This is a genomic window from Candidatus Electrothrix sp. (assembly GCF_052785085.1).
Genome location: NZ_JALAAI010000019.1, coordinates 15,922 through 41,411, shown reverse-complemented (window position 1 = coordinate 41,411; position 25,490 = coordinate 15,922). Strand labels below are relative to the sequence as shown.

The following is a 25,490-nucleotide window of genomic DNA, read 5'->3' as shown; positions in this document are numbered from 1 at the left end:
GCATGCGAACTCAGAACGTGGATAGATCTCGTAAAAAACGTTGTGACCCTTAAACTATCGTGATCTTCTTTTTTTGTCCAATCTTTTTTTGTGTGGAATGAGGGGGGTGAACGGTTACGTTTGAATTTGTCATGGAGGACGATACATTAACTCTGGATGAGGAGGAAGGCGACCAGGCAAGCCATGTTTTTCAATTGATTGTTAGCACTGAAAAGATTGATGGTTTCCTCTTGGAGCAGGAGGGAATAAAGATCGGTAATGTCCAAAAGGGTGCATTTAAAGGGCTAGGCAAAAGCAAGGAGCGGAAGAAATATACAAACGAGTGGTTTACCAAGACCATCCGCGTTACCCTAGTGCGGCAGCTTGCCCAGGTGAGCACTGAAGATTTCACCGTTGTTGACCAAAAGATATCTGTATCTACAGGACAACCTGTTCAACCTACTGCTGGTCGCGACGTAGCCCGTGATGGCAGACATGCTACACAACCGGAAACACAGCCTGCCAGGGCCACCCGATCTGTCGGTCCCAGTCCAGGGGAGAATGTCAGACCGCAGAAAATTACCATCAAGGGGCATTCCTCGTTACAGGCTGATGTCAGCCTCAGCGGAGTGCATCCCGGCAGCCGGAGTGCAGGCAGTGATTCTGATTTCTATAGGGCTCTTGAGCGGCAGGGACTAGAGCTACTGAGTTTTTCAAGGGATTCAAACATGCGAGGCGGGACGGAAAGTATCCTGGAATTGAACAATATTAAGGGGGATGAAGAGCTTAAAAATGATCCTCTGGAAATTGAGCTGGATTTCGGACTGGCTGAGGAAGAGTACATCCTGCCCCTGACCTTTGACGGTGAACATATCCTGCTGGCCGGAGAACCGGAAAAGGATGCTGACGGGAAAACCCTGATCCATATTGACCATATCCCGGAGGGCATCCCAGATCATTGCCGCAGTCTTGGCAAGGCCCTGAAACTCTACTTTTTCAAGACCTATCTGAAGAAGGATAATGTAAATCTGCTCCGTTGGGTTGAATTTCGTAACGACGGTTCAGTTGTTCGGCATCGGGAGGGCGTGGCTGACAAGGTTGCGGCAGCGAATAATGTTCTTCTGCTGGTTCACGGTATCATCGGCGATACCGAAGGTATTGCCCAGGGCCTGATGCAGGCCAAAGATGTGGGCGGAACATCTCTTGATAAGAAATTCGACTTAGTGCTGACTTATGATTATGAGAACCTGAGCACCAAAATTGAGCAAACGGCTCTAAAAATGAAGATGCAGTTGCATGATGTCGGTCTGCACGAGCAGGATGATAAGCGGCTGACCCTGCTCGTTCATTCTATGGGAGGGTTGGTTTCCCGTTTCTTTATTGAGAATGAGGCAGGCAATAAGATGGTCGATCATCTGGTGATGTGCGGCACCCCCAATGTCGGTTCACCATTTGGCAAAATTGGCTCGGCACGCAATCTGACCGGTGTGCTAACAACCTGGGCCATGAACTTTTTTGTTCCTTTTGCGCCGTTCGGCGCAGGATTATTGACCGTGCTCGGACGCTCGAAGAAGGTCACGCCAACTTTGGAGCAGATGAATCCGGGTTCCGAGTTTATTCAGAAGCTGAATGCCGGGGATGATCCGGGGATTCCTTATACCGTCCTGGCCGGGGATGTCCGCCGCTATGATACTCAAAATGACGGGCTGATGGCGAAGTTGATAGCTAAGGTGGGTAAAGGAAGGTTGTTTGAGGCTATGTATGATGATGCCGGGCATGATATTGCGGTGGCCTTAGACAGTATTCAGGGGGTGCCTGATGTGCGACAGCCTGTGCCGGTGAAGGAGGTGGTGGATTGCCATCATATGAATTATTTTGTTTCTGAGGCCGGGTTGCGGGCATTGGGTAAGGTGGAGTGGTGAGAGAAGAGCTGAACATCGGGAAACAGCCTTGAGAGAAAGACACCGGGATGGGCTGTCGTTGTTCATTCCGGTCAGGAGTCAGAGACGCCGCTACCAGACTCGCTCCACCCCGTAGCGGTCGAAAATACGATCCGCTGAAACAAGGATCAGATTATCTTCAAGGGCCTGAGCGGCAAGAAGTCGGTCAAAAGGATCCCGATGATGGAGTTCCAGCGACTCCACTCCGGTTACGTGGCGGAAGGATATGTCCAGCTGCCTGAACTGATTTGCCGCCAGATGCTGCGGGACATATTCCTGAACAGAGCAGGTGAGCTTCAGCTTGCCGATACCGGCCTTGATCGACATTTCCCAACTGCTGACAAGGCTGAGAAAACATTCATTTTCAATATCCTGTATTATATTGAGAGCATTGTCGGAAAGTTGCGGAGAATTCTCCACCCACCAGAGAAAGGTATGGGTATCAAGCAGGAGCTTTTTCATTGATACTCCTCGAAATCTTCAAGAGGGGCATCAAAGTCGTCCGCCATATAGAGCAACTGACCGGTGCCGGACCCCGGTTTTCTCCTGCTTTCGGGTGCTGACAGGGGAACAATTTTTACCAACGGTCGGTGTTCGTCGGTGATGATCATTTCTTCGCCGAGGAGGGCCTTTTGAATCATCTCGAAAAAATGTGTTTTTGCTTCGGTAAGATTAAGTTGCGCCATAATGACCTCGTTGTCTGCATTTTTATCGTCTTCTTTTCAATCATTTTTCATCATAGCACATAACTTGCCAATAATCCAGCAGTACCCCTTGTTCAGTCAGGGCGCGGATGCGCGGCAGCCTGTGCCGGTGAAGGAAGTGGTGGATTGTCATCATATGAATTATTTTGTTTCTGAGGCTGGGTTGCGGGCTTTGGGGAAGGTGGAGTGGTGAGAGATGGGGCTTTGATCTCAACTCAGGAGAGGGCGGAGGTTGTTCTGCCCTCTCCCTGATTTTTAAAATCTACTCACAAAACTTTAGGGCGTTATTAGGCAAGCCAAACTCGGCTCGTGCTGCGCAAAGGGATTTCATGAACGGTCCGGGGACGGTATTGCGGTTTTCTTGGCTTTGCATCCAGCGTACAAGACGGTTTTGTTGCTCTTTGGCTCGCTCATTACCCGCTTGAATCGCTTTTTTGTACCAGCGCAGGGCGCGGGTGATGTCGTTATTGCGGTCGTAGATGATGCCGATTTGCAGCATGGCATTGTTGTCGCCCTTTTCGGCTTTTTGAAGCCAGTGGAAGGGATGGTGGCGACTCCAGTGGGCAGGGCTTTTATATAGATCGCTTTCTGGCTCTGGAACAAGATTACTTCCCTCTAATTTGTAGGGCAGCTCACTATTTATTTTGTACTCGCCATTCTTATCAAGAGAGATACCAGACCACTTGTTGAGGTTATTTTCCAGATCCCATAGTGTGGTCACACCGTTCCCCGAACTTGTGGCTAACGTGCGACCATCAGGGGAAAAAACAACACGTTCCATAACGGGTTCTCCTCCATCCCCGCCGATTTCTAAAAACAGAGACGAGTCCAGAGAAAGCAGGAGGTTACCTGTAGCTGTATCCCAGAGGTTCGCGTTGTTTATACATGAACCTGTGGCTATGGTGCGAGTGTTAGGCGAAAAAGCAATACTGGCTACTCCGGTCAAACCTGTATTCTCTAGAGTCTCATCTAACGTTATTTCTCTAAGGAGTCTGCCTGTAGCCACATCCCAAGTGGCAATATTGCTATCAGTGCAGGTCATATAAGAAACTGTGGTCAAAGTGTGACCATCGGAAGAAAAAGCCATGTCGTTTATCTTAAGCTGACGTGCTTCGTTCCATTCATCCTTTTCCTCCCAAGTCACATTTCGTAAAAGTTTACCAGTGGCTATATCCCAAAAAAATATATCTCCGTTACTTGAGCCTATAGCCAGTGTATTTCCATCAGGTGAAAAAGCAACACTGATCACCTCTCTTACGTCCTCCTCTGTTTTGTTTCCTTGTCCTAAAGTCAATGTCATTAAACGGTTGCCCATAACGGTATTCCATATGACAACTATACCATTCGATAAGCCTGTAGCTATCATATGACCATCAGGAGAAAAGACCATGCTTTTCACGTCGAGTTCGTTCCCGGTCTCCACTTGGTCAGACGTTTTCTCCACATGAAGGATTCTTAATAAATTACCTGTAGATACATCCAAAAGAACAACAGTATTGTCAGAAATGGCAGCGGCAAGAATGTAATCAGTAGGTGAAAAAGATAAGGTTTCTACATGATTATCTACAGTCTGTGTCTTAAAGGATTTTCCTGTGGCAGTATCCCAGAGATGAATAGTATTGCCACCGGACCCTGTGGCTAACATACGACCATCGAATGAAAACGTCATGCTGGTTGCAAGATTATCTTTCAGGACGGCGATCTGTCGGTTATATGCAGAAATATCCCATAGGTAGGCAGTGTCGTTTGATGACGTTACAAGGGTAAGTCCATCGTGAGAAAAAGTTGTCTTGTATCCAGCTAAATTCAGTTCCAACAGCCGATTGCTTGTGGTGATGTCCCAAAGAATAGGGCCTGTAGCCAAGACATTTCCGTCCGGTGAAAAGGCAATGCTTCTTCCAAATTTTTTGCTGGCCAGTAAGCGTCTGCCATTGAGTACATCCCAAGCGGACGAATAACCGTCGTAATAACCTGCTGCGAGAATGCGATTATCAGGTGAAAGGGCCATGTTCACTAAAGGTGCCGCTCCCACTCTATCTGCTTCCAATGATCGTTTAAGCATAGTTGCTGATTTTTCAGGTAGGAGACCTAGTGAATCCCAAGGTTCTTTTCTTGATCTTAGCTCAACGATCATATCCCAGAAGGCGTGAGTCTCATCGTCAGCATTGACAACTTTTCCCGTGACCGCATCCCAGAATCCTGTATCTGTGGCCAAGGTACGGTCATCAGGCAGGAAAATTGGAGCCGTATCTTCTAAGTATTGTATCCATAAATCATGCGATGAATTTATAGCAATCGTAACCACCGGTAGCTGTACTGGATTGCCCAAGGCACGCAATAAAGCTTCTCCATATGCCTCTTCTTTTTCTTTGGAAATTTTTGTTAAGGCATGGAGTGAATAGAAATGTGTAAAAGCATTACATCGTCTATCTTCAGCGTCTTTTCCCTTTTCATTCAAAGCCAACCCGATATTGTTATTGGCTTTGTTCAATGCCGAGACAGCATTTTTCCTTTCCTTGTCTGCCTCATCACGCGCAGTTTCAGCACGTCCTTGTTGATTTTTCGCTTCTATACGTGCATCATTTGTTATCCACCAAGCAGCTATCAGGGTCACAATAATAACCGATATGAATACAGAAACTCCCCGTGTCCAATTCCGCTTCCTCTCAACACTCCGCCTCACAAAGTCCGTCTCAACCCGATTCAACCAGACATGCTGATCAAGAGGCGCAAACGAAGGAAACAGATTTTTGTAGAATTGCCTCAATAATCGAAAACTCCGCTGCTTCCTCTCAACCTTCGTGCCGTCACCCATGTCGCCGGAATCCTCTTGCTCAAGAAACTCCTGCACCCGCAACAGCCTCGGGCTATTATCCCAAAGCAGTGCCTTCCGCTCTTTTTCATTCTCGCCGCGCTTCCAATCCCCCGCCGCCCGTGTCAGCTGCCTGTGCAGCAACATCTTCTCGGCCTCATTGTCCCGCCACTCGAACATCTTGTCCCAGGCGACAATCAGGGAGTCATGAACCGCTTCATAGTAAGGTTCAGCCTTTCCTTTGGCATCGTTACGTTCATCAACAACAATAAGGCGGTTTTTGGTGAGTCCTTTGAGAAGCTCCTTTACCTCCTTGGTTTCTTTCACACTAGGGTAAGTGAACTCCCACTCTGGAGCCTGTCTTCGGGTCAGCTCGCCGCCCTCAAAGGCAACCATACGGAGCAGGATGCGGCGCAAAGTTTTTTTCTGAGCGACATCAAGCTCGTTATACTTCTGTTCAATACGACTGCGTAGCGAACCGATGATGCCGCCCATCTTTTCATAATCAGCTTTCGTCAGAGCACGGTTGCCGTCCTGCTGTTTCACATCCTTCTGCCGTTTCACATAACGGCGATACAGTTCACTGAGGGTGAAGGAAAGCAGGGGCAGAGAACCGGGGGTCTGAACGACCTCGTTGATCAGGTCATCAACTAAGTTGCGCGGTTCAAAATAGAGCACTCGCAGCGAGGCGGGTTCTTCGATGACCTCCCGCAGTTCGTCCTGGGTCATGGGCGGCACGACAAAGCGGTAATTCTGCCGCCAGCATTCCTTGAGATAATTCTGGGAAATTTGGGCTTCAAAATCAGAACGCAGAGTGAGGACAATGCGCAGCACCTTGCTGTGCTCATCCAAAGCCTGCCTCAGCTCACGAATGAAGTCTTTCCGTGCCTGCTCTTCACGGCACAGGGTGATGAGTTCTTCGAACTGGTCAATGACCAGCAGCAGTTTTAGCCCTGGATTTTTTTTGCGCCATTGCCCGATCATTCCGGCTGGCGTGGCTCCTCCCTTTCGTTCCGGTCGCACACCTGGCAGATCATTTATGAGCAGGCTGCGCAGAGTCGCCAGCGGATTTGCACCGGGTCGCATAACTTCTTTTTTCTTTTTCCCGTCCTTCTCCGTCACCCTTTCCAGAATGAACCAGGATGAAGGTTGAGAGGCATCGTTCTCTTCCGCTGATTGCTTTTCTTTATTTGCACCATGCTCCAACGCAGGCAGCAGACCCGCCTTGACCAGGCTGGACTTGCCCGTACCGGAAGCCCCTAACACCACAGTGAACGGCAGCTTTGCGACCCGCCGTTTCAGTTTTTTAACCAAGTCGGTGCGCCCGAAGAACAGCTCGCTGTCACCTTTCTCATACGGAGACAGCCCTTTGTAAGGGTTGTTTTTTTCGGTCAGATCAGGAGCTGGCGGCAGGTTGAGTTCATGTCCCGGCACCAGAAAGATGAACTCACCGTGTTCATGCCGGTTGAGGGGCCAGAGTCCGGGTGTCTGCCGGTGAGCGGCCAGCTCTTCAGCGGGTACTTCAACCTCATCCCGGAGATAGAGATAGAGTTCTGTGGCAGTGATAACGCCGTCGCCGTCTTTCGGGGTGGTATCAGCTGCACCGCCCAGGGCATCGAACAGAGCCAGGGCAAAGGGCGAATGCTGTTGCCCCTGTCGGGCATCTTGTTCACCGCGCATAGTGCCGGAGAGGATATCCAGAGCTTTCTGATCATAGGACGCAGAGGTGATCACCTGCCAGGCCGCATCGCGGATAAAGCGGTCATAACGTTCTTTATAGATGACAGGAGGTAAGGGCTGAAAGTCGCGCTTGCTGGACCAGCGGAAGGCTCCGGCAAAGCAGCAGTCAAGAATCGCCAGCATATGTCGGCAGGGCAACGCTTCTAATGCCTCATGCAGCTCGGTCATGGGAAAAAAGGTGAACTGGCTTCCCGCTTGGCGTCCTGGGGAATCAGAAAACCTGCCGGGCCGTCATCTCCGTCTGTCGCGACCCCGTGCCCGGCAAAGTAGACCAGCAGGCGGTCATCTTTGCCGATTTTCTCGGGAAGTTTCTCGCAGAACAGCTTCTCAAGGCGTGACAATGTGGCCTCTTCATCGGTGAGCAATATCACCTCGTAGCCGTGCTCTTCTCCTTTCAATATATCGGTCAGTCCTTGGGCGTCGTTGACTGCCGTGCTCAGGGGAGGAATGCTGTTGATATACTTGTCTATCCCGATAACAACGGCGAAGCTGCGTTGAAATTTCGAGGACTTGTCGTTGCTCGAAGAATCATTTTTACGCTTCAGTCCGCGATCTTGCTGTTTTTGAGTATCCGCCATGATGTGCTCCTCCGTTTTTTAGCACCTTAACGACTTTTTCTACGTTGTGGTATTGTATGTCATGATGAGAAGAAAGACAAACTGATGAAGCCCATAATAACAGGCAATCGGCTGGAGATGCCTTGAAAGCGGCCACAGAGCAGTCGCTCTCTTTCCGTTTGACAAATCGCATCTTTTTTTGTATTGTCAAGTATTTTTTTTGTGCCGATGGTGAAATTTACGAAAATTTTACCATGAAACTCGGTGCAATTTCCTATTGAAAGAAACGAGCATGAGAGAATTTCCGGGAGTCATTTTATGTGTCGATTAGCCCTGAAAACCGCAGATATACCCTTTTCACCGTATGAGGTGCTGAACGGCATGGAAGCCATGCAGGAGGGATATGACGGTAGCGGTCTCGGACTGTTGCTGCGCGGTGTCAGTTTTGAGGATTATAAATATAAAAAGGAAGAGCAGGTCATCCTGTCCGGTATCGCCCATACTGAGGCCGCTGTCCGGCGCCTGCAACGGCTCATGGAAGAGCGTGGGTTTGAGCAGGACTATGACCACCGCTTTAAGGTCAATGCAGATCTTATTGAGTCCAAGGATCGTTATCAGTACATTGTCCGGGTGTATAAAAAACCAGAAGGGCTGACCGAGAAGGAACTGGAAGAGCGGCTTATGCAGACCCGTCTTTTTCTTCGCAGGAATGGAGAAGAGCACGGCAATGATTTGACCGTCTTTTCTTTTTGGCCTGATGTGGTGACCATTAAGGAAGTGGGTTGGCCCTTGGAGGTCGGTGATGCTCTGGGGTTGAACGATGACCGGATCAAGGCCCGAGTGGTTATGGCCCAGGGGCGACAGAACACCAATTACGGGATCAACCTGTACGCCTGTCATCCCTTCTTTATACAAGGTATCGCCACCATGACCAACGGCGAAAACACCGCCTTTATCCCGATCAAGGAATGGCTGGAAGGCAAGAATATCCCCGGTTATATGGGCTATCAGTCTGACTCCGAGGTCTTTGCTCATATCCTCCATTATGTGACGAAAAAGCTTGACCTGCCTCTGGCGGCCTATAAGCATGTGATCACTCCGTTGAAAAGCGAGGAACTGGATGCCCATCCCCAGGGGGATTTCCTCAAGGGCCTGCGCACATCCTGCCGCCGCCTGATCATTGACGGCCCTAATGCGGTGATCGGCACCCTGCCTGATGAAACCTGCATGTTGGCTATGGATGCGAAAAAACTCCGTCCTGCCACGGTGGGCGGTCGTCCCGGTGCCTGGGCCATTGCCTCAGAGATGTGCGGCGTCGAAGCCTTGGTTCCGGATCGCGATCCTACCTTGGATTTTCAGCCCATGCGTGAACATACAGTCATTATTCCACCCGAAAGAAAGGAACTTCAGATATGGTCTCAGTTCGATCAGTTTACACTCAGCCAAGCAGCCTGACATTCAGCGATCTGCCGTGGATTATAGAACACCGTGAGGATCGTTGCACCCTGTGTGGGCAATGCACAGCAGTCTGTCCCAAACAGGCTATCTATCTGACCTACCGCAGGCAGAGAGTCCCCAAGCTGGATATCCTGAAAAAGAAGCGCGGTAACGAGTACCGTCATTTTGTTGGCATTCGCCAGAATACCGAAGTAGACAAGATGTGCATCGGCTGCGGCATGTGCTCCTCTGTCTGCCCCAACGAGGCCATTGGTCCGGTGCCCAATCCCAATGAGCATCGTTCTCGTTTTCATATGGATCAGAAAGGTGATTCCTGGAAACGCGGTGGTCGCCGTAATGCTCCGGGAAAAACCATCCTGGATCGTCTTTCCTTTGGTAGAATCTCCATGCTCACTGATCCGGCATTGGATGCAGGCCGGCACGAGTTCAACACCAACACCATTCTCGGTCGGGTTTTGCCACCGGAAGAATACATCCGCCGCAAGGCCGCTGGTGAATGGATTCCGCCTACACGGGAGATCTTTCCCTTTGTGATCGGTTCCATGTCCTTTGGTGGTTTGTCCCCTAATATGTGGCTTGGTCTGCTTCAGGGTGTGGCCTATTGTAATGAGGTTCTGGGAATTCCCGTGGTTATGGCCACAGGCGAAGGCGGTTGTCCGCCTTGGGTGCTGAAAAGCCCTTTTCTCAAGTACATCATCCTCCAGATCGCTTCCGGTTATTTTGGCTGGGATGAGATCATCCGCGCTATCCCGGAGATGCAATGTGATCCCGCAGCCATTGAGATCAAGTACGGCCAAGGAGCCAAGCCCGGTGACGGCGGTCTGCTGATGTGGTTCAAGGTCTCCAAACTCATCGCCCGCCTGCGCGGGGTACCGGAAGGCGTTGACCTGCCTTCGCCGCCGGTGCATCAGACACTCTACTCTATTGAAGAGAGTGTTATGAAGATGATCCAGACCCTATCCATGGCTTTTAATTTTCGGGTTCCGGTGTATCCCAAGATTTCCGGGTCCACTTCGGCCAAGTCCGTGCTCAACAACCTGGTGCGTAATCCTTACGCCTCTGGCCTGCTGATCGACGGTATTGACGGCGGAACCGGTGCGGCCTACAATGTTTCTATGGATGCGACAGGCTATCCCATCGCCTCCAACCTGCGTGAATGCTATCAGGAGCTGGTCGCCCAGGGTCGCCAGAACGAAATCCCGATCTTTGCCGCTGGCGGTGTGGGCAAGAACGGCAATGTGACCCAGAACGGTATGGCCCTGATCATGCTCGGTGCCTCCGGTGTTCATATCGGTAAATACATCATGCAGGCCTGTGCTGGCTGCCTCGGCAATGAGCTGGGCCGCTGCAATGTCTGTAATGTGGGTATTTGTCCCAAGGGTATTACCAGCCAGAATGAGAAACTGTTCCGGCGGCTGGACCCTGATGATGTGGCCCAGCGGGTTGCTGATACCTTTTCTTCTATCCAAACAGAGATGAAGAAGATTATGGCCCCGCTTGGACGTTCGCAGAGCCTGCCTATCGGCATGTCCGATGCGCTCACCATTGATGATGCGGATGCGGCAGAGCGGCTGGGGATTAAGTACGCCTGTTGATGGTTGAATTTGTCTACACTGCCGTGTTTATGACGGTGGTGTAGATTGTTATAATCTATTGTTATTTTAGTAACACACATGGAAGACAAAAGAGAATACCTTCCTGAAATCGTAAAAAATATTAAAAAGGCAGATCCCTATAAAATTATTTTGTTCGGATCGTATGCTACAGATGCTTATTCAGAAGACAGCGACCTTGATTTACTTGTCGTGCTGAATTCTTTGGGCATAGCAAAAAATTATGGCGAGAAAATGCGAAACAAATTATTGGTTCGCAGAAAAATTTACAATTTAAGCAAAGAAATACCTATTGATTTGCTGGTATATACGAGAGGAGAGTACGAGGTTGTCCTGAAAAGTGAAAACTCATTCTGCAATGAAATAAAGAAGACCGGAAAAATACTGTATGAAAAAACAGACTGAATACTGGCTGAATTCTGCCGGAGACGATCTGATGCTTATACAGGAAATTATTGGTAATGAGCATCTGACCAACATGGTCGCCTTTCATTCCCAGCAGGCGATAGAAAAAAGCATCAAGGCTGTCTTGGAAGAAAAAGAAGGAGCTGTGCCGAAAATTCATAATATTATAACTCTTCGAGGAAAAATAGAAAATTATATCGAACTCTCTGTTGACCAGGAACTTTTTGATCAAATCAACGAGCTGTACATTGATTCCCGTTATCCGATGGATATGGGTTTCCTGCCAGATGGCAAGCCATCAAAAGAAATTGCTGAAGAATTCTTCAAAATCGCAACTGAGATCAATAAAAATATTAAAGAATATTTAGCCGACAATTGCGAGCGGACAGAAAAATGACTTGTGATATTTGCGGAAAAGATAGCCCAAAGATTCGTTATGTAACTCGAAGTTATGAAAAACAGGAACGTCTTATTGTCATTGAAAATATTCCAGCTATTTATTGTTCTCAATGCAAAGAGAGTTATTTGACGGCTGATACGCTTCATGAACTTGAATGGATAAAGCCTAAAAGGTAATTCAATGGGACACGTATTTGCTGAAATTACTCTCACTAACCCGAGAGAACCTGACCTGGAACCTATCCAGGTAAAGGCTTTGGCTGATACCGGGGCACTGATGCTCTGTATCCCTGAACACATTGCATTGCAGCTCAAGCTCGAATCAGAGTCCATACGTGAGGTTTCAGTGGCAGACGGTCGCAGCATGAATGTTCCTTATGTCGGGCCTGTACGGATTACTTTTGGCAAAAGAATGTGTTTTGTCGGGGCATTGGTTTTAGGAGATGAAGTCTTGCTCGGTGCACTGCCTATGGAAGATATGGATCTGATCGTATGCCCGGCCCGAAGAGAGGTAACTGTCGATCCCTCCAGTCCGAATATCCCTCATGCACGGGTTAAATAACGATAAAAACAGAAAACCATGAACTGGGCAAGCGTCATAGCGAATCCATATCTTCAGAATCTCCCCTTTAAGATTAGGCTGAATAAATGGGGCATTGATCCGATTATAGGCTATTCTTATGAAACTCGTTTTTGAATGGGATAAACAGAAAGCCCAAAGCAATCTGACAAAACATTATGTCAGTTTTGAGGAGGCCAAGACCGTTTTTAATGATCCGTTGCTCCTGACATATCCCGATGAGTTGCATTCAGAAATCGAAGAACGATATATCAGTATAGGCAGTTCCGGTCATAGTCGAACCTTGTTGGTTGTGCATACAGAACAAGAGGCGGGGAAAGAAGTTCTAATTCGCATCATAAGCTGCCGCAAAGCAACAAATATGGAGCGGAAATTTTATGAAGAAACAGCAGAGTAAAGAAAAAAAAGATATGTTGCCCGAATATGATCTCAGCGGTAAAAAAGGCGTTCGCGGCAAATATTATCGTGCTTATCAGGAAGGCCATACAGTCAGAATTCAGCAGGAAGACGGTAGCGTTGCCACCCAGTATTTTACCTTGGAAGACGGGGCTGTGCTGCTGACCCCAGATGTGCGTAAATATTTTCCCGACTCGGAGAGCGTTAACCAAGCCTTGCGCGGGTTAATCAGCTTGATACCGAATAACCCTGTTTGAGTTTTATGAACTGGGCAAGCGTCATAGCGAATCCGTATCTGCAGAATCTCCCATTTAAAATTGAGCTGAATAAATGGGGCAAGATTTTGATGAGTCCGGCCAGCAATCATCACGGCATTCTTCAGTCAGAGGCTGTTGTCTACCTCCGCAGCAAACTTCCCGCCGGTCGTGTGATTGCAGAATGCTCTATCAAAACCGATGATGGTGTAAAAGTCGCTGATGTAGCTTGGGCATCGGATGCGTTCATGCGGCGGAACGGCGAGACCACTCCTTACGAAGAAGCACCGGAAATATGTATTGAGATTGTTAGTCCATCCAACAGCCGGGAGGAAATGGACGAAAAAATTAAGCTCTATCTCGCCAAAGGAGCTGTGGAGGTATGGATCTGCGCGGATGACGGAAATGTCAGCCATTTTTCCCGTGATGGTCAAATGACCCATTCAACGCTCACAAAAGAGCCTGTCAACCTGCAATATAAATAAACTACTATGAAGCCCTTTTCCCAATGGACAAAGCAGGATATTGAGGAAGAATTCGGGATTTCTTCTGTGCAGGACAATCCGACGTTTCAGGCTTGGCTGACCGATATCCAGAATGTATCTGATGACGAGGCTAACCGGCTTCGGCAGCTGGGAAAAAAGCTTCGTATTCATGTCCACGATTGGAATGAAGAAGAACTAAAGATATACTTCATTGCTTTCCTCCTGGATTTTATAGATTTTTATCAGCCTTCCTACCGACCTTTCCTGGAACGGGAGTTGTCTGTAAGTTATGCTGAGGAGAAGAGACTTTGGGGCATTGTTGATTTTCTGGTGGCCTCGGGGACCCAGTTTCCCAAAAAACCGGTCTTTTTTCTCCACGAATATAAGAAGCAACTGGATACTTCCAATGATCCACTTGGGCAGTTATTGGCGGAGATGATTGCTGCGCAGACCCTGAACAGCCGACCTCATCCGATTTACGGGGCCTATATCATCGGCAGGCATTGGTATTTCGTGCTGCTGGAAGGAAAGACATACACGGAAAGTTTGGCTTATGATGCGACAAAAGATGATATCTTCCAGATTGTTGGCATCCTGCGCCATACTCAGCTTTTAATTGATAAGATAATTGAATCTGATTCGCAGATCAGCGTGGCATGAAAGATTCCCACTGGAACATGCCGCCTGACAAGGCCAAGGCATTGATGCTGGCCAAACGGCAGCTAGCCGAGCTGGTCTGTGATGCAGTGAATCTTGAAGGCATCAACTACACCCTGCCGGAAGTACAGACCCTGCTGGACGGCATCACGGTTGGCGGGCATAAAATCAGTGATCAGCAGGTTGTCTTAAATCAGTCCAATGCTTGGCAGGAAGTCTTTGCCTTGGTGAAAAATGATCAGTTTGCCGTTACTGCTGAGATGGCCTGTACGCTGCATGGGATTGCAGCACGAGAAGATGCCTTGGAATGGGGTCAGTTCCGATCCGGTGGAGTGACCATTGCAGGAACAGACTATAACCCGCCGCCAGCAGACCAACTTTCTGAGATGTTTGCCAAGATGGTTGACGAGGCAGAGCAAATTGCGGACGTGTATGACCGGGCGATTTTTTATTTTCTCACCATGGCACGGTGTCAGTTTTTCTATGATGTCAATAAGCGCATGGGCCGTTTCATGATGAACGGTTTTCTCTTGAATAATGGCTACCCGGCGATTAATCTTCCGGCAAAACGGCAATTGGAATTCAACCGGCTGATGCTTGCATTTTACGCAACCGGCAATCAAAAGGCGATGAACAGTTTTCTTCGTTCCTGCCTGGATGAGAAAGTTATCAACATAATGAAAGAAACACAGATACACGGGCACCGCCCATAAGCACTGATTTAATACCTATGAGTGAGCGAAAAATACTAACAGTTAGCGGCAAAGACGCCGATGGTCGGCGCCTGAACTCCAAGATATTCGAAGAAGAGGTACGCGGTGCTGCGGCTGATGCCGACGAGCTGATTCTGGAGTCTTTTGGGCAGCATAATATCGGCCTGCGGCTCGGTAATGTAGACCGTCCCCTGACCATTCGGGTCACCGGTCCAGCAGGACAGCGAATGGGCTGCATGGGCATGCCTGGTTCCACCATTATCTGCGAAGATTCAGCCTCAGACGATGTGGGCTACCTGAACATCGGGGCAGATATTATTGTCAAAGGCGATGCCACCAACGGTGTCTGCAACGCCATGGCCGGTGGGCGGGTGATGATCGGCGGTTCCATCGGTGCTCGCGGTCTGACCATGACCAAGTGGAACCCGGAGCATGAAAAGCCGGAGATGTGGGTGCTGGGTTCAGTGGGGGATACCTTTGCTGAATTTAACTGCGGTGGTATTGCAGTCATTTGTGGTCTTGAGGCAAAATCCCCGGAAAATATCCTGGGCTACCGCCCCTGCGTGGGTATGGTTGGCGGCAAAGTGTATTTTCGCGGCAAGACCGATGATAGTTATTCCCGAAGGAACGCTAAATTGACCAAACCTACGGATGAGGAATGGCAGTGGCTCATGGAAGGCTTACCCGGCTATTTAGAGTCCATTGATCGCCTGGAACTGCTCGAAATCCTGAGCATCAGGGATGAATGGAACCTGCTCACCGCAGTGACAGCCCAGGAACGGGCCGTGATGTTTTCCGGCCCTATGGCTATGTCCGAGTTTGCCGCTCGTATCTGGAACAACGGCTTTGGTGGTGGTGACCCTTTGCGTGATTTGGCTCCGGGACTGGACCGCTCTTTGATCGGGGTGGTGGAAACCGGTGATATGCGACGACGCAGACCCTGGTGGGTGAACCGTGATTCAGCAGCACCCTGCACCTATTACTGCCCCATGCACATTCCGACCATTGATCGTTTGCGTCTGATTCGCGAGGGCAGGAATGACGAGGCCTACGAGATGTTGTTGCGCTATACGCCTTTTCCGGCTTCGGTCTGCGGCACCATCTGCCCCAATCTCTGCATTCAGAATTGTTCTCGCCAAAAAATAGATTACTCCATTGATGTTGCTGTACTTGGCCAGGCAGTGCATAATGTGGATCCGCCCCAATGTAACCCCGCTACCGGTCATAAGGTCGCTATTATCGGTGGTGGTCCGGCTGGTATGGGTGCTGCCTGGCATCTTGCCCTTGCAGGTATTGAGACCCATATCTTTGAGCGCAGCAAAGAACTGGGTGGTAAGCTGGCCCAGACCATTCCCTGGGAACGGCTGACCAAAGCGGTTTGGCAGATGGAGGTTCAGCGTTTCCTCAAGAATGAGCTGATTATTGCCAACCTTGGTGTGGAAATGACCAGGGAAAAGCTGGAAGAGCTCAAGGCAGAATATGACTATGTAATTGTAGCTGTTGGTACTCATCAACCTAAAATCATCCCCTTTACAGGACATGAGCAAGTTATCCCGGCTCTGGATTATCTCAAGGCAGCTAAGAGCGACTCCCCTATGGAGACTGGCAAACAGGTCGTAATCATCGGGGCTGGCAATGTGGGCTGTGATGTGGCAGCGGAATGCTATCGCCTCGGAGCTGAGGAAGTGACCCTGGTGGATATCCAAAAACCTCTGGCCTTTGGGAAAGAACGTGATGCTGCTGAGGCCTTGGGTGCGACTTTTAAGTGGCCAATCATGACTAAAGAAGTCACTGAACAAGGATTGGTTACAGATAAGGATGAGTTGATTCCTGCCCAAACCGTGATTATTTCTATCGGTGATATACCCAAACTTTCCTTCCTGCCGGAGAGCGTTGAGACGGTTGAGATTGCAGGTGGTTCCTGGATTAAGACAGATGATGCCGGTCGAACCTCTGATGAAAAGATCCTGGCTGTGGGCGATGTTGAACGTCCTGGTCTGGCCACCAATGCCTTGGGAGCAGCCAAGCGAACAGCCGAGTATCTTGCCTCTGTTTTGGGCGACAAAGAGTGGAAGCCTTTTACGCAAAAGCTCATTCAGTATGAAGCCCTGACCATTGCTCATTATGATCCGGCAGAGGAAAAGGGTGATACTGAGAGCCAGCAGGCCGCCCGTTGCCTGAGCTGTGGCTCCTGCCGTGATTGTCACCTCTGCGAAACTATATGTCCAACCCATGCCATTTCCCGGCGCGAGGTTGAACCGGCAGAGCCTGGTGGGGTGAAGTTTGAGTATGTGTCTGATGATAACAAATGCATTGCCTGTGGGTTCTGTGCGGATACTTGCCCCTGTGGTATCTGGACTATGCGACCATATTAAATTACCGCATATTTCGGAACTGTGAAGATGAAAGGGTTCGGATGTCTGCTAAGCAGATGTCTGAACCCTTTTTACGTTGAGAAAGGGCGTGTTCTTGCATAAAAAAGAAAAAGGCGGTATTTTTCCTGCCAATTGCACGAATTATTGAACGGACAGTGTGTTTTGCTTTTTTCAAGACCATTAAGCAAAGGGAGCGGGGAAAACGCTCTGGAAAATATATACATATAACCCTAACCATCGGTTAAGCCGATAAGGTATTCTTTGTGAGCAGCAAGCTGAAAAAAGAAATAGAAAGACGGCGCACCTTTGGTATTATCAGCCATCCCGATGCAGGTAAGACCACCCTGACTGAAAAACTCCTCCTCTTTGGTGGGGCCATCAAAATGGCCGGGGCTGTGAAATCCCGCAAGACATCCAACCACGCCACCAGTGACTGGATGTCCATTGAGCAGGAGCGTGGTATTTCTGTGACCACCTCTGTGATGAAATTTAATTACCGGAATTTTGAGATCAACCTGCTGGACACCCCAGGCCATCAGGACTTTTCCGAAGACACCTATCGGGTGCTTACGGCTGTGGATTCCGCCCTGATGGTGATTGATTCGGCCAAGGGCGTAGAGTCACAGACCACCAAGCTTATGGAGGTTTGTCGGATGCGCAACACTCCGATTATCACCTTTATCAATAAGCTTGACCGGGACGGGATGGACCCATTGGATATTCTGGGAGATATTGAGGAGAAACTCCAGATCGAATGTGCGCCTCTGTCCTGGCCCATTGGTATGGGCAAGGAGTTCAAAGGTGTGTATGACCTGCACCGCAATGAACTCAGTCTTTTTACCCCCAGTCAGGAAACCCGGCCCGAGGACCGGGTCATCGTCAAAGGGCTGGATGATTCTCGCCTGGATGAAATCCTGGGAAAGACTGATGCCGAGCAGTTGCGTGAAGATGTGGAGTTGCTGCACGGTGCAGCCAATCCTTTTTCCTATGAGGATTATCTCAAAGCAGGTCAGACCCCGGTATTTTTTGGCAGTGCTATTAATAATTTTGGTGTCAAAGAGCTGTTGGATAATTTTGTTGAGCTTTCTCCGGCTCCCGGCCCCCGTAATGCGGTTTCCCGTGAGGTGTATCCCCATGAAGAGGCCTTTAGTGGTTTTACTTTTAAAATACAGGCCAATATGGACCCGGCTCATCGTGATCGACTTGCCTTTTTTCGCATCTGTTCTGGTAAATTCACCCGTGGTATGCGGGTCAAGCATCATCGCCTGGGCAAAGATATCAATCTCAGTAAGGCCACGGTTTTTATGGCCCAGAACCGGGCTAATGTGGATGTGGCCTATCCCGGAGATATCATTGGTATCCATAACCACGGCACCATTAAGATCGGTGACACCTTTACTGATAAAGAGCAACTTAAATTTACCGGCATTCCCAATTTTGCGCCTGAGCATTTTCGTCGGGTGCTTTTAAAGGATCCCCTCAAAACCAAGCAACTTCATAAGGGGTTGGTCCAGATGGCTGAGGAAGGGGCGGTCCAGCTTTTCCGACCGATCATGGGCAGTGATTATATCCTCGGCGCTGTAGGCGTACTTCAGTTTGAGGTGACCATGGCCCGGCTCAAGGCTGAATATAACGTAGATGCTATCTATGAGACTGTGCAGTACAGCCTTGCCCGCTGGGTCACCTGCGATGATGCGAAAACCCTTAAAGCCTTTGAAGCCAAGAATCAGGGTAACCTGGCCCTTGACGCAGAAGGGCACCTGGCTTTTTTGGCTGATGGACAATGGCGATTGAATCATACGGCTGAGCTGTTCCCGGAGATAGTCTTTCATACTACCCGTGAACATAATTGAACAGGAAGCTGCGTTTCAGTATAAGGTTCCCAGGGGTTCCGGGCTGGAGCTTGTGCGTTGAAGACCGATACGATAATACATTAACTACTATTACATCTGGTTAATTATGCCTGAAAAAACAACATTTACCCTCTCATCTGTTCAACAAGATATCTTCAAGAAACAGACCATTAGCCAGAACGGTCCTGGGACTCTTTTACAAGACTTTAAAAAAATACTCGCACTTCTCGGAGAAAAAGGGGTCCCTGTTTCTGGAGTGAAAAAGCATTTACCAATGGCCCAGCTTGCGGAACTCAACACCCAACTTTCTCACCCAGTTACCCTGAAATTGAAACGTCCTGTGCAAAAATCCTATCCGCATATTAATGCCCTGTATTTGCTTGTTCGAGCTTCTGGAATAGGAAAAATTGCTGGTACAGGGAAAAAATGCCGTTTGGTATCTGAGCCATCTCTGGTTCAGCTTTGGCAAAAGCTCACTCCAGCTGAACAGTATTTTTCTCTGTTTGAAGCATGGTGGTGCAGGGGAAGTGATGCAATCCTTGGGGAGCGGGAGAGCTTTGGGGCATTTGATTATCTGGCCAGAACTTTGAACTATTTTATCAAACTGCCTGAGAAGGGTGCCCAGATAGCAGGAGACAGAGGGAAAGAAAACAGACTGCGATATACACCAGGCCATCATTCCCTGGCTTTGCTGGAATTGTTCGGCTTTGTGACCATACAGGATGGAGAACCAGAGCAAGGGAAAGGATGGTGCGTTAAAAGCATTACGCCCACAGACTGGGGAAAGGCTGTTCTGGAAAGTATCTATGCAGTAAATCGACAAACAATGGATGAGACCTGGGGTGATGAAACATCGGTTGAGGAAATGAAGGCGGCTGCTTTTAAAGAATGGACGAAAGTGGTTCAGCCGTATTGTACTGACTGGAACACCACATTGACGCCACCTGAAGCACCCTTTCAGAAAGGAGTTCATGTTGTTAAAATATCAATGGGAAAATCCTGGAGAAAAATAGCTCTTTCAGGAGAGTCTACTTTTGACGCTTTTGCAGAGGCGATTTTAAGGGCCTTTGATTTTGGTAATGATCACCTGTATCAGTTTATCTATAGCGATTCGTATGGGTTAAAAAAATATATAAGTCATCCAGCGTTGGAGGAAAAACCGTTTACGGATGCCACTCGCCTTGGTAATATTTCATGCTATGCTGGCATGGAGATGATCTTCTTTTTTGATTTTGGCGATTGTTGGGAGTTTCTCGTTCAGGTGGAAGAAACCGATGCAGATACAACTGATGGTTCGGAACCGGTGATTCTTGAACGTCGCGGCAAGGCACCTGAGCAGTATCCGGATTATGATGATGAGTGGTGAAAAGAAGCAGAGCTTCAGTACTAAGGGAGCCACAAATAAATAAAATACCAGCTTGCCATTGCCATTTCTATCTGTGAACTTCCCCTAAATTCTGGCTGCCAACTTAAGCCGGGACAAAAGTTCGGGCTTTGAGGTCTCCAGGTTTGACAAAAGAGCCGTGATGAACAGTCTATGATAGTTTGCACAATTGACTGATTTTGCAGGCTGTCCCACCTTAAGTTGGTACCCTGAAATAGAGAGAAAGAGTGTCCGCTCCTATTCCATGCTGTACACCGAATATTAACAAAGTAGCAAAAAAATGCCTGCGAATCCATTCATATCCCTCTTCATGTTCCCACAAAAAAGATTCTGGATAGACATTTCTTCTTTGAATTCCCTCAACTTGTCGAAACGCACTGCTTTTGCTCGTATTCGCTTCTTTTGCCAGTTGTCTGTAGGTAAGTTTGCCTGGTTTCCCCAGAGCCGCAAAAATTCTACTACCGATAGATCGTATTTTTTCCGTTAGTGTTTTCATAACGGAAATATGTTACATTTTACGAGTAATGAAAGAGTTTTTTTGACTCCAGGCGATAGTTTCATGGGACGAGTTTTAATGTTGTCCCGGCTTAAGTTGGTAGCCCACTTTTATGAAAAATAATCCCGAGGTCTCGGGATGTATTTCCTTGACTCGCTGACATATTCCTGCGGTGTTCATCGGAAACTTTACGGCTGCCACCGGCTTCTCGTTAATTAAGGTCGTGATAGAGGAGGGGCGTTAGATGAGGTTGGGTAAACAAAGAAAAAAAAGTTTGTTGGATTTACTTATTGCAATTACTCTTAACAGGAGTATAATTTATATTTTAATTATAAACTGATAATTTTTAGCATTTTCTTTTCTTTATCGTTATCATGATGAATCCGGCTTACCCTTGGTGCTTTTAAAGTTTCTTGCTTTAACTATCTTTAGATGGTCTTCATCCTGGAATATAATTGCATCCCCTTGCTGTGAAAAAGGTTTAGAAAGGGGGATGATAAGCAGGCTTTCCTGTGCGTTCAGATAAAATATCCTGAAGAGTCGGGGAGTGTGATGATCATGCTGTTCCGCACAAGAAATACAAGAACTTGCAGATCGCATAAGCGATTTGCACAACGGATTGCAAAGGTTGCATCCGTCTTTATAGAAAGATTTCATTGAGAAATCAAGTTATACAGGAGTATACAAAATGGCAGAAGGAACAGTAAAGTGGTTTAATGATTCTAAAGGGTTTGGGTTTATTGAGCAGGATGGTGGCAAAGATGTTTTTGTCCATCACTCAGCAATTCAGGCCCAAGGTTTCAAGAGCCTGCAGGAAGGGCAACGGGTCAGCTTTGATATCGTTGATGGGCCAAAGGGACCTGCAGCGGACAATGTTGTTGGTCTGTAAGTCGAGATGAGGGGATAGATCTCTTGTTTTCGTGGCTGACATGCCTGGTTACGAAACAAGAGGTTGTTGCAGAAGCACCTTGTATAAAACTATTCATTAATGCCTTACTCCTCAACTCCTGTCATAAAAAAATAAGAAAATCAAGCGGAAATTTTTAAAAGATTTTTAATGGATGCCGCTAGCAACGCATTAAAAGTGTTAGTCAACCGCATCCGTCCTGGACGGGCATTCCCGATCATAAGCTCAGTGTTTATAGCTGAGAACCCATCCCAGTGCGTCAATATTTCCTCCCTGTCGGGCTTATAATAGCCGCAATATCTGCTCTGATCATCCCCCAGACAGGCATTGTCCTTGCCGATTATTACGGAATCAGGTTTACCATTATTATTATTTTCCTGGTCAGTGGTTATCAGACCGGTACCGCTGGAGTCCCGCTGAACAGCAGGCTTCTCCGAATTTTTCTGACCGCAGCAGTAATCTCACTCCTTGTGGCCCCGTTGCTTGGCCTTGCCATTGGCAGCCTGCTGGCTTTGCCTTCTTCCCTCATTATTGGACTGCTCATCATCTGCGCTGTTCCGCCGACCCTGTCTTCCGGTATCGTGATTACCGGAGTAAGTGGTGGTAATACCGTCTTAGCCCTGATGCTTACCATCAGTCTTAATCTCTTGGGTATTCTCACCCTGCCGCCAGTGCTGCATCTCTGTCTCAAGGCAAGCGGGCCAGTGGCTATTAACCAATGGGGCCTGTTGAGCAAAATGTTGCTGCTGGTGCTGCTTCCCTTTGTGTTTGGAAAGACCTTGCGAACCGTACTGAATAAGCAAAAGGTTTCTTCTCATTGGAGCTATATCAACTCCAGCTGTGTTATTCTTGCTGTCTATATATCGCTGGCTGTTTCCAGACAGGAATTTTTTCATACCAATACAGGTCAATATCTTGCGGTGTTTTTATCAGTCTCCCTGGTTCATGTCCTGCTCCTTGTCATCAATAACCAGGCTGCAAAATGGCTCCAACTTACCCCGGAAGATAGCAAGGCCCTGCTTTTTGTTGCTTCCCAGAAAACCCTGCCTGTCAGTTTAGCGGTGTTGGCTGGTTTGTCACAGGACACAGGCAATGCCGTGATAGTCTGCCTGCTTTTTCATTTTACCCAGCTGATTATTGATTCGGTGTTGGCCTCCCGGCTTCGTGCAAGGGTTTGAAAAGAAGTTGATAACAGGCAATAAAAAAGGAGAGCTTCTCAGCTCTCCCGAAATAGTCACCAAAAAATATTTTGTCTTTTCGTACACAAACATTGTAGGGGCAAATCCCTGTGTTTGCCCTTCCCTATTGGGCAGGCACAGGGGGCTGCCCCTACAGTCCTTGCACGAAATTCAACCTTTTTTCCGGGCTTCTTCTTCCTGCTTGAGCCGTTCACGTTCAGCCTTGAGCTGCTTATACTCTTCTTCAACCTTGCGCAGTGAATCATCCTGACGCTGCTTGATCTCTTCAACCTTTTCTTCTATTTTTTCCTTTCTCAGCTTCATGCCCTCAGCCCCGAACAGGGTGTTGGCAAGATATTGAAACGAGAACAGCATCAACGCAGTATCATCTTTCTTGATTTTTTCAACGGTTTCCTGGTCAACCTCATAGGATTCAAGAAAAGAACTTTCAAAGACAAAGCGGCGGAAATGATCCAAATCCGTTGAGGCCATAAAAAACATCCGCTGGGCTGCTTCAGAAAGGTTGGCCTGATGACCAAAAGATTTGCGGCGCATTACTAGGCGGAGCCATTCTTTATTCATCGCATCACGCAGGTCAACCCCTTGGTCTGCCCGCCATTCGCCAATGGTCCATTGCTTTTTTTCCTCAAACCCCTTACAATGCGCCTCTTTGACCAGGAAAAAGAACTTGTCTTCCTTGGTTTCTTCCTCACCACCTTCATGGAAATCAGCCATACCAACAGGATAGTAACGACAGGCTGTTGGGCGGTCTTTATACACAGTGCAGCCTTCTGGGGTGACAAAGGGGCAGGCATTTTTCTCCTCTGTCAATTTGAGCTGCACACCTGGCATATCGGTTTTTTCCAGATAGGTGGGCTCTGTGTATTGGACAATAAATTCATGGGCAGGTATGTTTAACCGTTTCCGCAAAATTAAAATGTCATAGGGTGTCAGGACAATCTGGATATTATGGCAGCAGGCAGTAAAGCAGCTAACCCCTGGATGACACTCAAACTGCAAAGGGGAATCCAGAGATAATTTTTCAGGCATGATATTGGACGGATTTTTATGAGTCCCCATGGTAAAATCATTATCCATATCAGTGCCTTTTGTATCGCTCATTTTTTTCCTCGTTATTATCTGTTATCAAAAAATATTGTTTTTTTATCGTTTGGTAAGAAAATATACATATTACCATCAAGAGGTCGACTGTCAAACGAAACTTGTCGCTTTTATCTCTTCCTCCTGATAAGCGTATAAATCTGCCTGCGTTGCTTGTTTTCCTTCTTTCTTTACGCAGGACAGTAAGGAGTCCCCTTGCTTTTTTGCCAAAAGAAACTATAATTTCCTGAAACACGACACAGAGGGGTGGACATTGGCTCCATTATGTATCAGCCCCTTTCTTATCAGATTATAACATTTCAAATTATATGAAGAAAATATTCCCGACACCGATTGATTACAGCAAGGTTGAGACCTTAGTCTATCATCTGCCAGACGGGCCTTCCTTGTCTATGGCAATGGATGGAGCAGATGAACTTTTTGATCTGGATATGGAGCTTGGTGACATTTGCGATACCTCAGAGATAGACGGTGTTATTCACTTTTTTCCCCGTGGGAATGCCTGATTCTGTCCACTTCTCCAGGCACATATATATTTTTTCCCTCTGGTGAGGGATACGCACAAGCCATTCTTTCAGAGCTTTCTCAGAGAATGGTTTTTCTTTTTCCGTATTGCTACATATGCCTGATTTACCTTTATTGGATATAACCGGAGACCACCACGTCCATACCCGTTTCTGTAACCATGCAACAGGGGAGATGGAAGAATACGTGCTTGCGGCGATCCAAAAGGGTTTGTGTAGCCTTACTTTTTTGGAGCATTTGGAAGGCGGGCTGAAGTATGCTCCCCGGATTTGGTTGACCCCAGAGGTCTTTGAGGAATATTTTGCTCAAGGGGAACAGCTGCAGGAACAATACAAAGAGCAGATTACGATCAGGCTTGGTGCTGAAGTGGGGTATAATCCTGGCGCAATTGATGAACTCTTTGCCCTGCTTGATGCCTTTCCCTTTGCCCATCGCGGGCTTTCCTGCCATTTTTATTTTGATGGCAATGAGCATCTCAACATGCTGAGTCGCCGGAAAGACCATATCAGGAAAATGGCTAAACACGGAACTGAGCGCATTCTGGATGCCTATTTTGTCAATCTCATCCAAGGTTGCCAGCAGATACCCTGTGATAAGCTTTGTCATCTGGATGCAGCTCTGCGCCATAATGCCCCTGTCCTGACAGCGCATCATCATTCGCTTATTGAAGAGCTTTTTGTGGTGATGCTGGCAAAGAATATTGCTTTGGAAGTCAACACCTCGGGCTATGAACTCCGTCCCCATCCCTATCCGGCTTTTGCGTTTATAGACAAGGCCCGACAGTTGGGTATTCCTTTGATTCCTGGATCTGATGCCCATAAGCCAGAGCAGGTGGGGCGTTTTTTTGCCAGAGCAGCGGAAGAGCTGGGAGAGTTCTGCTGAGGATACCAACTAAAAAATATTTCCTCGTTTTTAGGTGCTGAATTGTAGGAGCAGATTTGAGTGTCTGCCCGGCATG

The 25,490-nt window shown here is 48.0% G+C and carries 26 protein-coding genes; 20 read left to right on the top strand and 6 right to left on the bottom strand.

Features of this window, described 5'->3' with window-relative positions; genetic code table 11:
- The first annotated feature begins 131 nt into the window (after positions 1–131).
- Positions 132–1,901, top strand: a complete 1,770-nt coding sequence (locus tag L2082_RS05250) for an esterase/lipase family protein (RefSeq protein ID WP_446010962.1) — start codon at positions 132–134, stop codon at positions 1,899–1,901.
- Between the two features lie 90 nt (positions 1,902–1,991).
- On the opposite strand, the gene L2082_RS05245 is transcribed toward L2082_RS05250, so the two are convergent.
- Positions 1,992–2,381: a type II toxin-antitoxin system VapC family toxin gene (locus tag L2082_RS05245; RefSeq protein ID WP_446010963.1), complete on the bottom strand. Its 390-nt coding sequence runs from the start codon at positions 2,379–2,381 to the stop codon at positions 1,992–1,994.
- Positions 2,378–2,605 carry a type II toxin-antitoxin system Phd/YefM family antitoxin gene (locus L2082_RS05240; RefSeq protein ID WP_446010964.1) on the bottom strand — a complete coding sequence of 76 codons (228 nt, stop codon included), beginning with the start codon at positions 2,603–2,605 and terminating at the stop codon, positions 2,378–2,380. Before L2082_RS05240 ends, L2082_RS05245 begins: the two co-directional genes overlap by 4 nt.
- A gap of 64 nt (positions 2,606–2,669) precedes the next feature.
- Here L2082_RS05240 and L2082_RS05235 point away from each other — a divergent pair, with 64 nt between their 5' ends.
- Positions 2,670–2,816: a hypothetical protein gene (locus L2082_RS05235; RefSeq protein WP_446011508.1), complete on the top strand. Its 147-nt coding sequence runs from the start codon at positions 2,670–2,672 to the stop codon at positions 2,814–2,816.
- Between the two features lie 69 nt (positions 2,817–2,885).
- Here the strand turns inward: L2082_RS05235 and L2082_RS05230 are convergent, their stop codons facing one another.
- Both L2082_RS05230 and L2082_RS05225 read right to left on the bottom strand, forming a co-directional pair.
- Positions 2,886–7,343 (bottom strand): nSTAND1 domain-containing NTPase, encoded by a 4,458-nt coding sequence (locus L2082_RS05230; RefSeq protein WP_446011507.1) that lies wholly within the window; start codon positions 7,341–7,343, stop codon positions 2,886–2,888.
- Entirely contained in the window at positions 7,340–7,753 is a 414-nt protein-coding gene (locus L2082_RS05225; RefSeq protein ID WP_446010859.1) for a caspase family protein, read from the bottom strand. The genes L2082_RS05230 and L2082_RS05225 overlap by 4 nt, the downstream gene beginning before the upstream one ends.
- A 297-nt stretch (positions 7,754–8,050) precedes the next feature.
- Here L2082_RS05225 and L2082_RS05220 point away from each other — a divergent pair, with 297 nt between their 5' ends.
- The 14 genes from L2082_RS05220 (at position 8,051) to L2082_RS05155 (ending at position 20,286) form a co-directional block, all read left to right on the top strand.
- Positions 8,051–9,187 carry a class II glutamine amidotransferase gene (locus L2082_RS05220; protein ID WP_446011506.1) on the top strand — a complete coding sequence of 379 codons (1,137 nt, stop codon included), beginning with the start codon at positions 8,051–8,053 and terminating at the stop codon, positions 9,185–9,187.
- Entirely contained in the window at positions 9,145–10,785 is a 1,641-nt protein-coding gene (locus L2082_RS05215) for a glutamate synthase-related protein (RefSeq protein ID WP_446011505.1), read from the top strand. Before L2082_RS05220 ends, L2082_RS05215 begins: the two co-directional genes overlap by 43 nt.
- 78 nt (positions 10,786–10,863) lie before the next feature.
- Positions 10,864–11,208, top strand: coding sequence for a nucleotidyltransferase domain-containing protein (locus L2082_RS05210; RefSeq protein WP_446009674.1), 345 nt, complete (start codon positions 10,864–10,866; stop codon positions 11,206–11,208).
- Positions 11,192–11,605, top strand: a complete 414-nt coding sequence (locus tag L2082_RS05205) for a HEPN domain-containing protein (protein ID WP_446009675.1) — start codon at positions 11,192–11,194, stop codon at positions 11,603–11,605. Before L2082_RS05210 ends, L2082_RS05205 begins: the two co-directional genes overlap by 17 nt.
- Complete coding sequence (locus L2082_RS05200) at positions 11,602–11,784, top strand: type II toxin-antitoxin system MqsA family antitoxin (protein WP_446009676.1); 183 nt, start codon at positions 11,602–11,604, stop codon at positions 11,782–11,784. Before L2082_RS05205 ends, L2082_RS05200 begins: the two co-directional genes overlap by 4 nt.
- 4 nt (positions 11,785–11,788) lie before the next feature.
- Positions 11,789–12,169, top strand: coding sequence for a clan AA aspartic protease (locus L2082_RS05195; RefSeq protein ID WP_446009677.1), 381 nt, complete (start codon positions 11,789–11,791; stop codon positions 12,167–12,169).
- Between the two features lie 118 nt (positions 12,170–12,287).
- Entirely contained in the window at positions 12,288–12,584 is a 297-nt protein-coding gene (locus L2082_RS05190; protein WP_446009678.1) for a BrnT family toxin, read from the top strand.
- Complete coding sequence (locus L2082_RS05185; RefSeq protein ID WP_446009679.1) at positions 12,565–12,840, top strand: hypothetical protein; 276 nt, start codon at positions 12,565–12,567, stop codon at positions 12,838–12,840. The genes L2082_RS05190 and L2082_RS05185 overlap by 20 nt, the downstream gene beginning before the upstream one ends.
- 5 nt (positions 12,841–12,845) lie before the next feature.
- Positions 12,846–13,322 (top strand): Uma2 family endonuclease, encoded by a 477-nt coding sequence (locus L2082_RS05180; RefSeq protein ID WP_446009680.1) that lies wholly within the window; start codon positions 12,846–12,848, stop codon positions 13,320–13,322.
- A gap of 6 nt (positions 13,323–13,328) precedes the next feature.
- Entirely contained in the window at positions 13,329–13,982 is a 654-nt protein-coding gene (locus L2082_RS05175) for a hypothetical protein (RefSeq protein ID WP_446009681.1), read from the top strand.
- Entirely contained in the window at positions 13,979–14,692 is a 714-nt protein-coding gene (locus L2082_RS05170) for a Fic family protein (RefSeq protein ID WP_446009682.1), read from the top strand. The genes L2082_RS05175 and L2082_RS05170 overlap by 4 nt, the downstream gene beginning before the upstream one ends.
- A gap of 17 nt (positions 14,693–14,709) precedes the next feature.
- Positions 14,710–17,067: an FAD-dependent oxidoreductase gene (locus L2082_RS05165; RefSeq protein WP_446009683.1), complete on the top strand. Its 2,358-nt coding sequence runs from the start codon at positions 14,710–14,712 to the stop codon at positions 17,065–17,067.
- A 263-nt stretch (positions 17,068–17,330) separates the two neighbouring features.
- A complete protein-coding gene (locus L2082_RS05160; RefSeq protein WP_446009684.1) occupies positions 17,331–18,920 on the top strand; it encodes a peptide chain release factor 3 in 1,590 nt (529 codons plus the stop codon).
- 106 nt (positions 18,921–19,026) lie between these two features.
- Positions 19,027–20,286 carry an IS1096 element passenger TnpR family protein gene (locus L2082_RS05155; protein WP_446011504.1) on the top strand — a complete coding sequence of 420 codons (1,260 nt, stop codon included), beginning with the start codon at positions 19,027–19,029 and terminating at the stop codon, positions 20,284–20,286.
- Between the two features lie 214 nt (positions 20,287–20,500).
- Here the strand turns inward: L2082_RS05155 and L2082_RS05150 are convergent, their stop codons facing one another.
- Entirely contained in the window at positions 20,501–20,800 is a 300-nt protein-coding gene (locus tag L2082_RS05150; RefSeq protein WP_446008909.1) for a hypothetical protein, read from the bottom strand.
- 688 nt (positions 20,801–21,488) lie between these two features.
- On the opposite strand from L2082_RS05150, the gene L2082_RS05145 reads away from it, so the two are divergent.
- A complete protein-coding gene (locus L2082_RS05145) occupies positions 21,489–21,689 on the top strand; it encodes a cold-shock protein (RefSeq protein ID WP_446008908.1) in 201 nt (66 codons plus the stop codon).
- 272 nt (positions 21,690–21,961) lie between these two features.
- Entirely contained in the window at positions 21,962–22,885 is a 924-nt protein-coding gene (locus tag L2082_RS05140) for a bile acid:sodium symporter (protein WP_446008907.1), read from the top strand.
- Between the two features lie 171 nt (positions 22,886–23,056).
- On the opposite strand, the gene L2082_RS05135 is transcribed toward L2082_RS05140, so the two are convergent.
- Positions 23,057–24,007, bottom strand: coding sequence for a YkgJ family cysteine cluster protein (locus L2082_RS05135; RefSeq protein ID WP_446008906.1), 951 nt, complete (start codon positions 24,005–24,007; stop codon positions 23,057–23,059).
- A 308-nt stretch (positions 24,008–24,315) separates the two neighbouring features.
- On the opposite strand from L2082_RS05135, the gene L2082_RS05130 reads away from it, so the two are divergent.
- Both L2082_RS05130 and L2082_RS05125 read left to right on the top strand, forming a co-directional pair.
- Positions 24,316–24,513 (top strand): hypothetical protein, encoded by a 198-nt coding sequence (locus tag L2082_RS05130; RefSeq protein ID WP_446008905.1) that lies wholly within the window; start codon positions 24,316–24,318, stop codon positions 24,511–24,513.
- Positions 24,514–24,628: 115 nt separating this feature from the next.
- Positions 24,629–25,414, top strand: coding sequence for a histidinol-phosphatase (locus L2082_RS05125; RefSeq protein ID WP_446008904.1), 786 nt, complete (start codon positions 24,629–24,631; stop codon positions 25,412–25,414).
- Positions 25,415–25,490 lie beyond the last annotated feature (76 nt).

Coding starts and splice junctions, on each gene's coding strand:
- L2082_RS05190 (WP_446009678.1), top strand. CDS start 12,288: ATGAAACTCGTTTTTGAATGGGATAAACAGAAAGCCCAAAGCAATCTG.
- L2082_RS05180 (WP_446009680.1), top strand. CDS start 12,846: ATGAACTGGGCAAGCGTCATAGCGAATCCGTATCTGCAGAATCTCCCA.
- L2082_RS05195 (WP_446009677.1), top strand. CDS start 11,789: ATGGGACACGTATTTGCTGAAATTACTCTCACTAACCCGAGAGAACCT.
- L2082_RS05175 (WP_446009681.1), top strand. CDS start 13,329: ATGAAGCCCTTTTCCCAATGGACAAAGCAGGATATTGAGGAAGAATTC.
- L2082_RS05205 (WP_446009675.1), top strand. CDS start 11,192: ATGAAAAAACAGACTGAATACTGGCTGAATTCTGCCGGAGACGATCTG.
- L2082_RS05130 (WP_446008905.1), top strand. CDS start 24,316: ATGAAGAAAATATTCCCGACACCGATTGATTACAGCAAGGTTGAGACC.
- L2082_RS05210 (WP_446009674.1), top strand. CDS start 10,864: ATGGAAGACAAAAGAGAATACCTTCCTGAAATCGTAAAAAATATTAAA.
- L2082_RS05250 (WP_446010962.1), top strand. CDS start 132: ATGGAGGACGATACATTAACTCTGGATGAGGAGGAAGGCGACCAGGCA.
- L2082_RS05135 (WP_446008906.1), bottom strand. CDS start 24,007: ATGAGCGATACAAAAGGCACTGATATGGATAATGATTTTACCATGGGG.
- L2082_RS05220 (WP_446011506.1), top strand. CDS start 8,051: ATGTGTCGATTAGCCCTGAAAACCGCAGATATACCCTTTTCACCGTAT.
- L2082_RS05230 (WP_446011507.1), bottom strand. CDS start 7,343: ATGACCGAGCTGCATGAGGCATTAGAAGCGTTGCCCTGCCGACATATG.
- L2082_RS05170 (WP_446009682.1), top strand. CDS start 13,979: ATGAAAGATTCCCACTGGAACATGCCGCCTGACAAGGCCAAGGCATTG.
- L2082_RS05240 (WP_446010964.1), bottom strand. CDS start 2,605: ATGGCGCAACTTAATCTTACCGAAGCAAAAACACATTTTTTCGAGATG.
- L2082_RS05150 (WP_446008909.1), bottom strand. CDS start 20,800: ATGAAAACACTAACGGAAAAAATACGATCTATCGGTAGTAGAATTTTT.
- L2082_RS05125 (WP_446008904.1), top strand. CDS start 24,629: ATGCCTGATTTACCTTTATTGGATATAACCGGAGACCACCACGTCCAT.
- L2082_RS05225 (WP_446010859.1), bottom strand. CDS start 7,753: ATGGCGGATACTCAAAAACAGCAAGATCGCGGACTGAAGCGTAAAAAT.
- L2082_RS05185 (WP_446009679.1), top strand. CDS start 12,565: ATGAAGAAACAGCAGAGTAAAGAAAAAAAAGATATGTTGCCCGAATAT.
- L2082_RS05155 (WP_446011504.1), top strand. CDS start 19,027: ATGCCTGAAAAAACAACATTTACCCTCTCATCTGTTCAACAAGATATC.
- L2082_RS05245 (WP_446010963.1), bottom strand. CDS start 2,381: ATGAAAAAGCTCCTGCTTGATACCCATACCTTTCTCTGGTGGGTGGAG.
- L2082_RS05215 (WP_446011505.1), top strand. CDS start 9,145: ATGGTCTCAGTTCGATCAGTTTACACTCAGCCAAGCAGCCTGACATTC.
- L2082_RS05165 (WP_446009683.1), top strand. CDS start 14,710: ATGAGTGAGCGAAAAATACTAACAGTTAGCGGCAAAGACGCCGATGGT.
- L2082_RS05200 (WP_446009676.1), top strand. CDS start 11,602: ATGACTTGTGATATTTGCGGAAAAGATAGCCCAAAGATTCGTTATGTA.
- L2082_RS05145 (WP_446008908.1), top strand. CDS start 21,489: ATGGCAGAAGGAACAGTAAAGTGGTTTAATGATTCTAAAGGGTTTGGG.